Origin of the sequence: Pseudoalteromonas sp. (genome assembly GCF_041629635.1) — a bacterium.
In the GTDB taxonomy this organism is placed as follows: Bacteria; Pseudomonadota; Gammaproteobacteria; order Enterobacterales; family Alteromonadaceae; genus Pseudoalteromonas.
Window position 1 is genome coordinate 13732 of record NZ_JBFKMX010000007.1, and the last position, 12349, is coordinate 26080.

13 protein-coding genes are annotated in these 12349 nt (G+C 39.9%); 9 read left to right on the forward strand and 4 right to left on the reverse strand.

All coding sequences use genetic code 11. The annotated features are described in order from the left end of the window. The first annotated feature begins 93 nt into the window (after positions 1-93). The 8 genes from ABYD77_RS01930 (at position 94) to nqrM (ending at position 7367) form a co-directional block, all read left to right on the forward strand. Positions 94-1437, forward strand: coding sequence for a Na(+)-translocating NADH-quinone reductase subunit A (locus ABYD77_RS01930; protein ID WP_372766478.1), 1344 nt, complete (start codon positions 94-96; stop codon positions 1435-1437). Positions 1438-1441: 4 nt separating this feature from the next. Continuing rightward, entirely contained in the window at positions 1442-2641 is a 1200-nt protein-coding gene (locus tag ABYD77_RS01935; RefSeq protein WP_372766480.1) for an NADH:ubiquinone reductase (Na(+)-transporting) subunit B, read from the forward strand. Then, positions 2634-3380: a Na(+)-translocating NADH-quinone reductase subunit C gene (locus ABYD77_RS01940; RefSeq protein ID WP_372766482.1), complete on the forward strand. Its 747-nt coding sequence runs from the start codon at positions 2634-2636 to the stop codon at positions 3378-3380. Before ABYD77_RS01935 ends, ABYD77_RS01940 begins: the two co-directional genes overlap by 8 nt. Next, entirely contained in the window at positions 3380-4009 is a 630-nt protein-coding gene (locus ABYD77_RS01945) for an NADH:ubiquinone reductase (Na(+)-transporting) subunit D (protein WP_054980658.1), read from the forward strand. Before ABYD77_RS01940 ends, ABYD77_RS01945 begins: the two co-directional genes overlap by 1 nt. Before the next feature lie 10 nt (positions 4010-4019). Further along, a complete protein-coding gene (gene nqrE, locus ABYD77_RS01950) occupies positions 4020-4628 on the forward strand; it encodes an NADH:ubiquinone reductase (Na(+)-transporting) subunit E (protein WP_038642719.1) in 609 nt (202 codons plus the stop codon). A 20-nt stretch (positions 4629-4648) separates the two neighbouring features. Beyond that, positions 4649-5875, forward strand: coding sequence for an NADH:ubiquinone reductase (Na(+)-transporting) subunit F (nqrF, locus tag ABYD77_RS01955; protein WP_372766484.1), 1227 nt, complete (start codon positions 4649-4651; stop codon positions 5873-5875). Between the two features lie 94 nt (positions 5876-5969). After that, entirely contained in the window at positions 5970-6992 is a 1023-nt protein-coding gene (locus tag ABYD77_RS01960) for an FAD:protein FMN transferase (RefSeq protein ID WP_372766486.1), read from the forward strand. 162 nt (positions 6993-7154) lie between these two features. Next, positions 7155-7367: a (Na+)-NQR maturation NqrM gene (nqrM, locus tag ABYD77_RS01965; protein WP_010561776.1), complete on the forward strand. Its 213-nt coding sequence runs from the start codon at positions 7155-7157 to the stop codon at positions 7365-7367. Positions 7368-7439: 72 nt separating this feature from the next. On the opposite strand, the gene ABYD77_RS01970 is transcribed toward nqrM, so the two are convergent. The 4 genes from ABYD77_RS01970 to ABYD77_RS01985 all read right to left on the reverse strand — a co-directional run bounded on the left by ABYD77_RS01970 (position 7440) and on the right by ABYD77_RS01985 (position 11034). Next, a complete protein-coding gene (locus ABYD77_RS01970) occupies positions 7440-9323 on the reverse strand; it encodes a M56 family metallopeptidase (RefSeq protein ID WP_372766489.1) in 1884 nt (627 codons plus the stop codon). Between the two features lie 9 nt (positions 9324-9332). Next, a complete protein-coding gene (locus ABYD77_RS01975; RefSeq protein ID WP_372766491.1) occupies positions 9333-9716 on the reverse strand; it encodes a BlaI/MecI/CopY family transcriptional regulator in 384 nt (127 codons plus the stop codon). 54 nt (positions 9717-9770) lie between these two features. After that, on the reverse strand, positions 9771-10523 hold the full coding sequence (locus ABYD77_RS01980; protein WP_372766493.1) for a LytR/AlgR family response regulator transcription factor: 753 nt from the start codon (positions 10521-10523) through the stop codon (positions 9771-9773). A gap of 145 nt (positions 10524-10668) precedes the next feature. Continuing rightward, positions 10669-11034, reverse strand: a complete 366-nt coding sequence (locus tag ABYD77_RS01985) for a DUF3192 domain-containing protein (protein WP_372766494.1) — start codon at positions 11032-11034, stop codon at positions 10669-10671. A 220-nt stretch (positions 11035-11254) separates the two neighbouring features. Between ABYD77_RS01985 and dinB the strand changes: the two genes are divergently transcribed. After that, positions 11255-12310: a DNA polymerase IV gene (gene dinB, locus ABYD77_RS01990; RefSeq protein ID WP_372766496.1), complete on the forward strand. Its 1056-nt coding sequence runs from the start codon at positions 11255-11257 to the stop codon at positions 12308-12310. The last annotated feature ends 39 nt before the right edge of the window (positions 12311-12349 follow it).

The following is a 12349-nucleotide window of genomic DNA, read 5'->3' on the forward strand; positions in this document are numbered from 1 at the left end:
GATTGTATTGCCTAATATTTGCACTTTCGTAAATGTTTGGTGGTACATGGTTAGATTTTTCAGTTTCTTTTCATTAATGTAATGCAAGTGCGTATGATCAACATAAAAAAAGGTCTGGACTTGCCAATTGAAGGCGCACCTTCGCAGGTGATTCATGACGGTTCTGCCGTTAAACGAGTCGCTGTGCTAGGTGAAGAATTTATTGGTATGCGTCCTACCATGCATGTTCGTGTGGATGACCAAGTCAAAAAAGGCCAAGTTCTTTTTGAAGACAAAAAGACTCCTGGCGTTAAATATACTGCACCAGCCTCTGGTGTTGTTAAAGAAATCAACCGCGGTGCTAAGCGTGTTTTGCAATCTGTTGTTATTGAAGTTAACGGCAGTGAGCAAGTGACGTTTGCGTCTTTCTCGGCAGGTGAGCTAGCGAACCTTGACCGTGCAAAAGTGCAAGAAGTACTGGTTGAATCAGGTCAATGGCCGGCGCTTCGTACCCGTCCATTTAGCAAAGTTCCAGCTTTGGATGCAACGCCAAGCTCGATTTTTGTTACTGCAATTGACACAAACCCATTAGCAGCGGATCCAGCAATTGTTATTGCTGAGCAAGCTGAAGCATTTGAAGCAGGCCTTGCGGTTGTTTCTCGCTTAACTGACGGTAAAGTGTTTGTTTGTAAAGCGCCTGGTGCAACAGTTCCTTCTTCGTCTGTAGCTCAAGTAGAAGTACACGAGTTCGGTGGTATGCACCCTGCAGGTCTAGTTGGTACTCACATTCACTTCTTAGATGCTGTTTCTGCTAACAAGCAAGTATGGCACTTAGGTTACCAAGATGTGATTGCATTCGGTAAGCTATTCCTAACAGGTGAAATCTTCACTGATCGTGTTGTGTCTTTGGCTGGTCCTACAGTTAAAAACCCACGTTTAATCAAAACTCAACTAGGTGCATCTACAGATGACATCGTTGCAGGTGAGTTAGAAGATGGTGAAAACCGTGTGATTTCAGGTTCTGTACTTTCGGGTACTACGGCTAGCGGTCCTCATGCTTTCTTAGGTCGTTACCACAACCAGATCACTGCATTGTTAGAAGGTCGTGAAAAAGAACTATTCGGCTGGATCGCTCCAGGTGCGAAGAAGTTCTCAGTAACACGTACTTTCCTATCGCATTTAGCGCCTAGCCGTTTATTTAAAATGACGACATCAACAGGTGGCTCAAGCCGTTCTATGGTGCCAATCGGCAACTATGAGCGCATTATGCCTTTAGATATCCTTCCTACATTATTACTTCGTGATTTAATCGCGGGTGATTTAGATGGTGCGATTTCGCTAGGTGCACTTGAGCTAGATGAAGAAGATTTAGCGCTATGTACCTTCGTTTGTCCAGGTAAATACGAATATGGTCCAATCCTTCGTGAACGCCTGACTACTATTGAGAAGGAAGGTTAATCCCATGGGCTTAAAGAAGTTTCTTGAAGATATCGAGCCGCATTTTGAACCAGGTGGTAAACACGAAAAATGGTATGCACTGTATGAAGCAGCTGCGACAATTTTCTATACACCAGGTCATGTAACAAAAACTGGCTCTCACGTACGTGATAATATCGACCTTAAACGTATTATGATCTTAGTATGGATGGCAACATTCCCAGCTATGTTCTTTGGTATGTTTAACATTGGTCATCAAGCGTCAATCGCGCTTGCTAATGGTTTTGCTTTAGGTGATTCATGGCAGGTTGCGTTATTCCAACTTTTTGGTGGTGATTTAACCGCTACTTCTGGTTGGGGCGCGAAAATGTTCTATGGTGCCTGTTTCTTCCTACCAATCTACGCAACTGTGTTTGCGGTAGGTGGTTTCTGGGAAGTACTATTTGCATCAGTTCGTAAGCACGAAGTTAACGAAGGCTTCTTCGTAACATCGGTACTATTCGCTCTTATCTTGCCTGCGACAATTCCGCTTTGGCAAGTGGCACTAGGTATTACCTTTGGTGTAGTAATGGCGAAAGAAGTATTTGGTGGTACAGGCCGTAACTTCTTAAACCCAGCATTAGCAGGTCGTGCGTTCTTATTCTTTGCATATCCAGCTCAAATCTCAGGTGATACTGTGTGGACTGCGGTAGATGGTTTCTCAGGTGCAACTTACCTAGGTCAAGCTGTTGTTGGTAGCATCGATTACAACAACATGGAACTATGGTTGAATGCATTCTACGGCTTTATTCAAGGTTCTGTGGGTGAGACATCAACGCTAGCGCTTATGATTGGTGGTTTAGCACTAATCTATTTCCGTATTGCTTCATGGCGCATCGTACTAGGTGTGTTTGCTGGTATGGTTGCTACGTCATTCCTACTAAATGGTATCGGTTCTGAAACCAATAACATGTTTGCAATGCCTTGGCATTGGCACCTTGTCCTAGGTGGCTTCGCATTTGGTATGTTCTTCATGGCAACCGACCCAGTTTCTGCATCTTTCACAGATAAAGGTAAGTGGGCTTACGGTATTCTTATTGGTGTAATGGTTGTTTTAATCCGTGTAGTAAACCCTGCATACCCAGAAGGTATGATGCTAGCGATTCTATTTGCTAACTTGTTTGCGCCGTTATTCGACCACTTTGTAGTTCAGTCGAACATCAAGAGGAGATTGGCTCGTGGCTAGTAATAACGAATCTATCGGCAAAACACTTGGTGTTGTAGTTGGCCTATGTTTAGTGTGTGCGGTTGTTGTATCTATGGCAGCTGTTCAACTTCGTCCTCTACAGCAAGCAAACAAAACACAAGACGTTCAGCGTAACATTCTAGCTGCTGCTGGTTTTGCTGACGTGAAAGATGTGTCTGCTACGTTCAATGCAAACATTGAAGCTCGCGTTGTTGATATGAAAACAGGTGAGTTTGTTGACACAGATCCAAACAGCTTTGATTTTGAAATGACTAAGTTTGACGCTAAACGCAGCGTTAAATTAGACAAGAAAGATGACAAAGCAGGTGTTCAGCGTATGACAACTGAATCGCCAGTTTATTTTGCAAAAAATGACAGCGGTAAAGTAGAAACAATCATTCTACCAGTTCAAGGTTACGGCCTTTGGGGTATTATGTATGGTTTCCTAGCGTTAGATACTGATACTAAAACAGTTAAAGCGATTAACTTCTACAAGCACAATGAAACGCCGGGTCTAGGTGGTGAAATCCAAAACCCTAAGTGGACTGCGACTTGGGAAGACAAGCAATTACCAGTTGATATCGTAAAAGGTACAGCGGGTAACAATGTGCATAAAGTGGATGGTTTATCGGGTGCAACGCTTACTTCTGTAGGTGTTGATAACACATTCAAGTTCTGGACAAGCGATAAAGCGTTTGGTCCATTCCTTGCGAAAGTACGTGAAGGAGCATTGAACTAATGGCTAATTCTAAAGAAATGAAAGAAGTCTTGTTTGGTCCTGTTTTTGCGAACAACCCAATTGCACTTCAAGTACTGGGTATTTGTTCTGCACTAGCAGTAACTTCAAGCCTTAAGAATGCGCTTATCATGTCAATCGCATTGACATTAGTAACGGCTTTCTCGAGCTTATTCATCTCGATGATCCGTAACCATATTCCATCAAGCGTACGTATTATCGTACAGATGACGATTATTGCATCATTAGTAATCGTTGTTGACCAAACGCTACAAGCGTTTGTTTACGCAACGGCTAAAGAGCTTTCGGTATTCGTTGGTCTAATCATTACAAACTGTATTGTAATGGGCCGCGCGGAAGCATATGCAATGAAGTCACCACCAATGATGTCTTTCTTAGACGGTATTGGTAATGGTCTTGGTTACTCAGTAGTACTACTTACAGTTGGTTTCATTCGTGAACTATTCGGTAAAGGTACGCTGTTTGATGTTGAAATCTTACCTTTAGTTTCTGAAGGTGGTTTCTATCAGCCAATGGGTCTTCTAATTCTTCCACCAAGTTCTTTCTTCATTATTGGTTTATTCATTTGGGTACTTCGTACTTATAAGAAAGACCAAGTAGAGAAAGCGTAAGAGGTAAGAGATGGAACATTATATTAATCTATTTATCAAAGCGGTTTTCATTGAAAACTTAGCGCTTTCTTTCTTCCTAGGTATGTGTACATTCCTAGCGGTATCAAAGAAAGTTACTACCTCTTTAGGTCTTGGTGTTGCAGTTATCTTCGTTCTTGGTGTTGCAGTACCGGTAAACAACTTGGTTTACCACAACTTGCTTGCCCCAGGTGCGCTTGAGTGGTTAGGTTACCCAGAAGCTGACTTAAGCTTCCTTAAGTTCTTAACATTCATCGGTGTTATCGCTGCACTTGTTCAGATCCTTGAAATGGCATTAGATAAGTTCTTCCCACCGCTATACAACGCGCTGGGTATCTTCTTACCGCTAATTACTGTTAACTGTGCGATTTTTGGTGCAGTAGCATTCATGGTTGAGCGTAACTATAACTTCACAGAATCAGTGGTATTTGGTATCGGTTCTGGTGTGGGTTGGGCGCTTGCGATTGTTGCATTAGCAGGTATTCGTGAGAAGATGAAGTATGCTGATATTCCTGACGGTCTACGTGGTTTAGGTATTACCTTTATCAGCGTTGGTCTTATGGGTCTTGGCTTTATGTCATTCTCTGGTATTTCACTTTAAGGTAGCGAGGAAACTATACGATGGAAACTGTTGTATTAGGCGTAAGCATGTTCGTCGCTATTGTTGTAGTGTTAGTTTTAGTGATTATTGCAGCTAAATCTAAGCTAGTACCAAGCGGCAACGTAACAATTGGAATTAATGGCGATCCTGAAAAAGCGATCGTAACTCAGCCTGGCTCTAAGCTATTAGGCGCACTTGCAGATGCGGGTATTTTCGTATCTTCAGCATGTGGTGGCGGTGGTTCATGTGGCCAGTGTCGCGTAGACGTTCATTCAGGTGGTGGTGATATTCTACCAACTGAGCTTGACCATATTACTAAAGGTGAAGCGCGTGAAGGTTGTCGTTTAGCATGTCAGGTTGCTGTTAAAGGTGACATGGAAATTGAACTAGAAGAGTCAATTTTCGGTGTTAAAAAGTGGGAATGTACTGTTATCTCAAATGATAACAAAGCGACATTCATCAAAGAGCTTAAGCTTGCGATTCCTGATGGCGAGTCTGTACCTTTCCGTGCAGGTGGTTACATCCAGATTGAAGCGCCTGCTCACCACGTTAAATATGCAGATTATGATATTCCTGAAGAGTATCGTGGTGACTGGGAGCACTTTGGCTTCTTTGGTCTTGAGTCAAAAGTTGATGAAGAGACTATCCGTGCATATTCAATGGCTAACTACCCAGAAGAAGAAGGCATTATCATGCTTAACGTGCGTATTGCTACGCCGCCACCGCGTGATTTAAGCTTACCTTGCGGTAAGATGTCATCTTACATCTGGTCACTTAAAGAAGGTGACAAGGTGACAATTTCTGGTCCGTTTGGTGAGTTCTTTGCGAAAGACACAGACGCAGAAATGGTATTCGTTGGTGGTGGTGCAGGTATGGCGCCAATGCGTTCGCACATTTTCGACCAGCTTAAGCGTCTTAACTCTGACCGTAAGATGAGCTTCTGGTACGGTGCGCGTTCTAAGCGTGAGATGTTCTACGTTGAAGATTTTGACGGCCTACAAGCTGAAAATGATAACTTCGTATGGCACTGTGCATTATCAGATCCACAACCAGAAGATAACTGGGAAGGTTACACTGGCTTTATCCACAATGTACTTTATGAGAACTACTTACGTGACCATGAAGCACCGGAAGACTGTGAATACTACATGTGTGGTCCGCCGATGATGAACGCGGCAGTAATTAACATGCTGAAAGACTTGGGTGTTGAAGATGAAAACATCCTACTTGACGACTTCGGTGGTTAATTTTAACGTAAAAAGGTAAATTTTTACGATATAGTTCAGGCTCCTAAATCAGCTATAATGGTTTAGGAGCTTTTTTATGCAAGATTGAAAATTTATGAAACGATTTTATTACTCAGTTTTTTTCTTATTTCTATTTTTATTGGTAGGTTGTGATCAAGCACCAAATCAATCCAAGATGCAAGAAGTATTACTTCAAGGAAAAACAATGGGTACCACCTTTACAATTAAGGTGTTTGTGCCTGAAGAAAAAGTAACTGAACTAAGCTTATTTAGTGATGTTACTAAGATGTTAGAAGACGTTAATCAATCAATGTCTACGTATATCCCAGATTCGGAAATCAATCAGTTCAATCGCTTACCTGCCGGGCAGAACTTTATTATCTCTGAAGACTTTCGCCGTGTTACTGCAGAGTCAATTCGCTTAGGGGTAAGTACAGGTACTCTAGATGTCACTATGGGCCCTTTAATTGATTTGTGGGGATTTGGTCCAGATAATCGCCCTGAAACGATTCCAAGTGATGTTGTAATTGCTGAAATAAAGCAGCGTATTGGTGTTGATAAACTAAAACTGACACCTAATGGCCTTATGAAAACTGTAGATGGGCTTGAAGTTAGTTACTCTGCGACAGCAAAAGGGTATGGTATTGATAAAGTTGCTGAGTATTTAGATTCACTATCTCTCACTAATTATATGGTTGAAATTGGCGGTGAAATTAGAACATCAGGCCATAAACCAAATCACTCTCCTTGGGTGTTGGCAATTGAACAACCAGATGCAGCGCCAGGCACTCGTGAGTTTCATAGGTTAATTAGAGTAAATGATATTGCGATGGCAACATCTGGCGATTATCGCATTTTTTATGATGTAGATGGTGTACATTACTCCCATTTAATTCACCCTGAAACAGGCAAGCCAGTACGCCAAGATTTAGTTTCAGTTACTGTACTACACTCATCTGCAATGACGGCTGATGGACTTGCTACAGCGCTTACAGTGATGGGGACAGAGCAAGCTAAACGTTATGCTGAACAGCATAACCTTGCTGTTTACTTAATTAGTAAAACATCTGAAGGCCTTGTCACTTTCGCAAGTAAGGCGTTTGAGCCATACCTATAAGTTGTTTTTCTGTTGGGTAGTTTGGATTTTTAAACTACTCAACCTTTCTTCTTTTGTGCTAGGTATTGTCAGAGCTTGCTTTGGCTCAACTATTCACCAATTCGTTATTACATTTTTTACTATTAAGTCGTATAATTGCACCACTTTTTTAAGGGGCCAACTATGTCTATCTTTTTTCTTACATTTGGATTATTAGTTATTATCGCACTTGCAATGGCTGTAGGTGTTATTGTGCAAAAAAAATCAATGGCGAGTAGCTGTGGTGGTTTAGGTGCAATGGGTATAGACAAGGTATGTGACTGTGATGATCCGTGCGAAGCACGTAAACAGCGTTTAGCAAAAGAACGTCGCTGGAATAAAGACCGCATTATTTAAGAGATTAAAAAATTTATTGAATAAAAAGGCCATTATATGATGGCCTTTTTATTATACTTTTGAAATGTATTATCAATATCTTCTAGCAATTCTACTTCCCGTAAGAGGTCTCAAAAATTGGCTTGGGTCATTAAAACTAAATACTTTGCTAACTTTAGTTTCAATCTTTGTATTACCTTGTAATGCAGGTTCAAAACGCCATTTTTGTAACGCTCTAGAAATTGTACGCTTAAAGTTTCTAGGTATTCCAGATTGATATTCAATGTCTGTAATTTTACCGTTTACATCAACTGTGAATGTCACAGAGATATCTTCTTGGCCTTGTAAGTTAGAAAAAACTCTCGGGTACTCTGGCATTACTGACTGAAGCAGTTTTGCCTCGACAAATTTTGTTTTCTCAATAGCAGTTGAAACAGCTTCAGTTAGCTCTTCTGTTTCAGTAATTTCAGATGCAGTTAATACTTGCTCTTCAACAATTACAGGCTGGGATTGCTCCAAAGCATGTGTACTTACATTAGTCATCTCTAAGTTAACAGACGATTGTACTTCTTCTTTCGAATCTTGAGTTTCAATAGCAAGCTCTTGGCTCTCTACAAATTCAACTTCTGTGTTAACAGTATTCTTAGTGGCAAGTGAAACGATTTCTGGTGTTTCAATAGTTTCATCTATTTGTTCGTAAGCAGTTTGTTTATTTACTATGTCTGCTTGTGCAATTGGGTCGGCAGATTCAGGTTCTGGCAATTCACTTGAAGCAGATTGAATTACTTGCGAAGAAACAATTTCTTTCAATTCGGTTTTATTGTGCTTGCTATCAAAAACGGTATTGCTTGAAACTTGTTCACTTTTAATTACAGGCTTTAATACATCGACCTTTTTTGTTTCAACAGGTTTTGCATCGAGTACCATTATATGTTGATTCTCAAGAGGTGTTGCCTTGATAGGCTCAGCTTGAGTCATTGCAATTACTTTTGAAGCAGTGAAAATGCTTGGGATCACAAGTACAGCAGCTAGAGCTGCAAGCCACTGATTACCATAACGCGGTGCACAACTATGTTGACCAACTGCGCGATGAATTCGTGACTTCAGATCACCGCCGGTAGCCGCCATGGCAAGCTCTGGAATGTTTTGTCTCAGTACTTCGGCTTCAGTAAGCGCGCGCGCATAGTGTAAGTGATTACCACAATGATGTAGCGCAATATCATCACAACAATATTCACGTTCAATACGAATTTGTTTTGAGATCCACTTTACTGCGGGGTGGAAAAATAATACCAATTCGACAAACGTTTGAATTAAATTAACCAAGTAGTCGTAGCGCTTAATATGAGCAAGCTCATGTGCCATCAACATTTCTAGTTGGGCAATAGTAAGTCCGCTCGCTAAATTCGCGGGCAAAAGTACGACTGGTTTAATCCAGCCAATAGCCATAGGAACTTGTGCTGTTAATGAAATAACTAAGCGAGAGCGTTTAGCAACGGATAGTTGCAGCTTGAGTTGATTAAAGATCTGTTCCAGTTTATCTGAAGGCTGTACGATGTTAGTTGTTGTCAATTTATGAACTTGTAACATCTGCCAGCCGAGTCGCACACTTAGCAAGGCAACACCAAACATCCAAGCGACAGCAATCAGCGGTGTGAAATCGGATAGGTACAATTGACTTATAACATCAGCTTGAGCTGCAACGGAAATCACACTTGAGTTTGCAAGGGCGGAAGCATCTAAACTTGCCTGCTCTGGTTGTGATATAAGCAAAAAAGTAAATGTAGGCGCAATAACGCACAGTGTTAAACTTAATAATGAAACTAAATAACGAAGTTCGCTGTGTTTATTGCTTGTGAGTTTTTTAATACACAAAAGAATGCCGGCAATGGCTAAGCCTTGCCACAAAAAGTGTAAAAGAGTTAGAGAAATAGAATGCAGAAGGTCACTTTCTAATAATGAGGGCAATATATCCATAGTGTTTGCTTACTTATTATTTTTTTCAAGAGAGTCTAAAAGAGTACGAATTTCACTGATTTCTTCTGAACTTGCTTTGTCGCCAAGTGCGCGCATAACAAGATCAAAACGTGAACCACCAAATGCTTTATTGACAATATCAGACAGTAAAGATGATTGTGTTTGTTCCACTGAATTAGTTGCAGAGTAAACATGAGCTCGGGTTGATTCATCACGAGTGACAAGTCCTTTTTCGTGCATAATTTGCAGCATTTTTAGAACAGTGGTGTAACCAATTTTTTGCGTTTCACTGATATGTTCATGTAACGTTCGTACAGTAGCGGGCTGAATACGCCAAAGCACATTTAAAATATTTAGCTCAGCACTGGTAGGTACGCGTTTATTTTTATTCATAATTACGTCACTTTTCGTAGATTAATCTTTACTCTAAGTGATTGAGTTAATTTGTCAACAAATTAACTCGTGCATATTTTGTTTGTAACGTCGAGATAAGTTGAGATTTGCCCCGTTTTTAAGCGTTACAATATAGTCACCGTTGTCAGTTGGGCGTATTTCGCGAATAGCTTGCTTCTTAATAATTGCAGAGCGGTGAATTCGTATAAACCCGTAAGGCAATAGCTGTTGTTCCATTGACGATAATGTCTGACGATGAAGAATAGTGCGCTCGTTTTCACTTAAATGCAGTTCAACGTAGTTGCCAGCACCGCCAACCCATGAAATCTCATCTGGTGTTAAAAATTTAATGCGACCAGCGTCTTTTAGAACAATTTGACGATCATCTGGCTTATTTGGGGTAAGCTTTTGCATTAATGAACTCACAAGGTCAAACTGCTTTTTCTCAGGGGAAAGCAAGCGCGATAATTTATCAAATGTTTTGCCAAGACGAGAGCTCGCAATAGGCTCCAATATAAAGTCAAATAAATCAAACTCAAATGCTTTTGCTGCATCAATTCGATTATTGGATAACAGCACTATTTCAGTTGAACTTGCCAACGATTGCAATGTAATCCAATCTTTTTCTTTGATTAGCTCATTTTGAATAAAGAGTACTTTGGCGCTTGTTTCTTTACAGGCTTTTATTAACTTCGTAAAACAAGATTCAACATTACTTAATGCAAAAAGCGAGTTATCAATTTGCTTTGAGATAATGTCTTTGAATGTTGGGTCGTTATGACCAATTACCAGATTAAATCTATCCATTTTATCCACCTAATTACGATGCCTTTCGTATTTAATATTACGAAACTTGTCGTAATAGTCAACGGTTAATTGCAAATGCTTATAAATGAATAGTTTTTTGGGGTTTTTGTAAGAAGGAGCAAACTTAGTTGCTCCTTTGAATTGACTAGTTTTTAAGTTGGTTTAAGGCATTTTCGCCCCAACCAGTTAACTGATTATTTTTAAAAACAAGCGGTGTACATTCGTCTTTAGTGGTTTTTCCATCAGAATGAACTGAGTTTGTTGCGTAATAAAGTACACGAAATTCTGTATCGCCTTGTTTAACTAGTTCTGAAAAACTTGGTGTGCCCAATTTATTTATTACTTGTTGGTATTCTTTACCAAGTTCCATATTTGAGATTGCTTTACGGTTTTTCTCATGAGTTCTTTCCCAGCTAGAGGTATGGCTGGTTTTACCATCTCCACCAACAGCGACAACACAGCCTGTTAGTAGTGGAAGAGTAAGTACTGATGCTAAAACTAAGTATTTCATAAAATTCCTTGAATAAATTTCAAATATTATAATTTTCATTTCTATAGCAGAAACGATGCCATAAATTATTGTCTTATTTATCAATGGTTTATTTTTGTTGTTATGTGATGCGATTAGTGTTTAAAACTAAATGTTAGCTATTTTGACTAAAAATAAGGGCTTGCTGAAAGTTATTTAAATGGTTCATAATAAAACTGTATATACAAACAGTGTTTTTATTTTGAAAAAATTTATACATATCGATATGGATTGTTTTTATGCCGCTGTTGAAATGCGTGACAATCCCGATTTAAGAGATAAGCCCATTGCTATCGGTGGCAAACACCGAAGAGGGGTGTTAGCTACTGCAAATTATATTGCGCGTCAATATGGTGTGCGCTCTGCTATGTCTAACTATAAAGCGTTGCAATTGTGTCCAGACTTACTGATTGTGCCAGGTCGAATGTCGGTTTATAAAGAAGTGTCATGCCAAGTGCGCGATATTTTTGCTAAATATACGGATTTAATAGAGCCATTGTCACTAGACGAAGCTTATCTTGATGTGACAGATTGTAAGCTTCATTCTGGTAGTGCAACGTTAATTGCCAATGCTATTCGAGATGAAATTTATCAAACAACGGGGTTAACAGCCTCTGCTGGTATTGCGCCAATTAAGTTTGTAGCTAAAATCGCGAGTGATGAAAATAAACCTAACGGTTATTGTTTAATTCCCCCTCACCGCGTAAATACATTTCTTAAGTCGCTCAACCTCAAAAAAATTCCAGGGGTAGGAAAAGTGACTCTGGAGAAATTAAATGCGTCGGGCTTGTTTGTTGGGCAAGACGTGCTTAATTTGGGATTAAACCAAATGCAGGTGAAGTTTGGTAATTGGGGGGCTGAGCTATTTAAAAAATGTAATGGAGAAGTGATTGGCAATATTAATATGTCTCGAATTAGAAAATCACTTTCAGTTGAACATACCTATGAATACGACAAAACATCTCTTGCACAGTGTTTGCAAGAATTGCCAAAACTACGTGCTGAGCTTAATACGCGACTGGAGGTTAAAGGGTTGATAAACAAAGTGTCGAAGTTATCAGTTAAAGTTAAATTTAACGATTTTGTGAGCACCACAGCTGATTATAGTTGCAATCAATTAGACGATGAAATTTTTGCCAGCTTAATCGAAAAAGCCTATCAGCGCGGGGCAAATAAAGGAGTGAGATTATTAGGTATAGGCGTTGGCATTGCAGATAGTCAATGTGCTCAAGAGCAGCTTACTATGTTTGAAACTTGAATTTTCTAAATTTAACCCCATATTTAAGCCATCTTTTCT

Coding starts and splice junctions, on each gene's coding strand:
- ABYD77_RS01930 (WP_372766478.1), top strand. CDS start 94: ATGATCAACATAAAAAAAGGTCTGGACTTGCCAATTGAAGGCGCACCT.
- ABYD77_RS01935 (WP_372766480.1), top strand. CDS start 1,442: ATGGGCTTAAAGAAGTTTCTTGAAGATATCGAGCCGCATTTTGAACCA.
- ABYD77_RS01945 (WP_054980658.1), top strand. CDS start 3,380: ATGGCTAATTCTAAAGAAATGAAAGAAGTCTTGTTTGGTCCTGTTTTT.
- nqrE (WP_038642719.1), top strand. CDS start 4,020: ATGGAACATTATATTAATCTATTTATCAAAGCGGTTTTCATTGAAAAC.
- nqrF (WP_372766484.1), top strand. CDS start 4,649: ATGGAAACTGTTGTATTAGGCGTAAGCATGTTCGTCGCTATTGTTGTA.
- ABYD77_RS01960 (WP_372766486.1), top strand. CDS start 5,970: ATGAAACGATTTTATTACTCAGTTTTTTTCTTATTTCTATTTTTATTG.
- nqrM (WP_010561776.1), top strand. CDS start 7,155: ATGTCTATCTTTTTTCTTACATTTGGATTATTAGTTATTATCGCACTT.
- ABYD77_RS01970 (WP_372766489.1), bottom strand. CDS start 9,323: ATGGATATATTGCCCTCATTATTAGAAAGTGACCTTCTGCATTCTATT.
- ABYD77_RS01975 (WP_372766491.1), bottom strand. CDS start 9,716: ATGAATAAAAATAAACGCGTACCTACCAGTGCTGAGCTAAATATTTTA.
- ABYD77_RS01980 (WP_372766493.1), bottom strand. CDS start 10,523: ATGGATAGATTTAATCTGGTAATTGGTCATAACGACCCAACATTCAAA.
- ABYD77_RS01985 (WP_372766494.1), bottom strand. CDS start 11,034: ATGAAATACTTAGTTTTAGCATCAGTACTTACTCTTCCACTACTAACA.